Consider the following 1,106-nt stretch of genomic DNA (forward strand, 5'->3'; position numbering starts at 1 on the left):
GACATATCGATCTGCGGGTCGTCGATCAGCTTGATCCACTCGGCCAGTTCGTCCGGCAGGATGGAGATGAATTCCGCGCCGTAGTTGATATTGCGGTTGAAGGTCAGCCAGGCACGCAGCAGGCTGGAATCTTCCATCAGTTCGGCGATGGCGCGCAGGTGTTCGATGGAGGGCCGCACCTGGAACTGCGTAAGGTCCACCGGCTGGTCGGCGCTGTAGAATAGCTGGCGGATCGCTTGCAGCGTCTGGCCGTCCAGGGCGGTGATGGTGCCGCTGTCGTGATGGCCAAAGCGCCCGGCGCGCCCGCCGATCTGTTTGACCTCCTGCACCCGAAGCTGGCGGTTCTGGATGCCATCGTATTTTTCGTCGGTATAGAAGCACAGCGTATGGGCCGGCAGGTTGAGGCCCATACCCACTGCATCGGTGGCCACCATCAGGTCGGCCTCGCCCTCGCGGAAACGCCGGGCCTGCTCGCGGCGCACTTCCGGCGATAGCGCGCCGTAGACCACCGAGACGCTCTTGCCTGTCATCTCCAGCAACCCCTTGAGTTCCAGCACGGTCTTGCGGCTGAAGGCCACCAGCATCGAGCCTTCGTCCAGTTGCTTGAGCGTGGTGGCGCGACGGGCGACTTCCACTGGCGACAGGCGCTTAGTGCGCTTGACCACCAAATGGTCTTCACAGAGATCGCACAGGGTTTTCAGCGAGGGCTGGATCAGCATGGGGCCGGTCATGATCAGCTCTGGCGTATAGGCGCTGACCAGCGCATCGACCCAGGCCCAGCCGCGCTGCGAGTCGGCCATCATCTGCACTTCATCGATGACCACCACATCCCAGTGCTGACTGCGAAAGCGCGCGAACTCCTCGACGGTGCAGCAGAAGTGCGTAGCGCCCTCGCGGATGATTTCCTCTTCGCCGGTCACGAGCGAGCAGGGCACGCCCATGGATTCGATGCGTTCCTGGTTTTCCAGCGCCATCAGGCGCAGCGGCGACAGGTAGATGGCATGGGTGACTGCCGTCATCGCCTCGATCGCTTGGTGCGTCTTGCCACTGTTGGTGGGGCCGAGCAGGGCGGTCCACTGGCGGGTCAGACGCCGCGCCGCATAGAG

At 63.3% G+C, this 1,106-nt stretch carries 1 protein-coding gene; it reads right to left on the reverse strand.

Translation table 11 applies throughout. From position 1 onward, the window contains the following. Positions 1-1,106 (reverse strand): DEAD/DEAH box helicase (locus NAV32_RS17565; protein ID WP_256054061.1); only part of this gene is annotated, 1,106 nt, incomplete at both ends.

Origin of the sequence: Stutzerimonas stutzeri, assembly GCF_024448695.1 — a bacterium.
Lineage (GTDB): Bacteria > Pseudomonadota > Gammaproteobacteria > Pseudomonadales > Pseudomonadaceae > Stutzerimonas > Stutzerimonas stutzeri_T.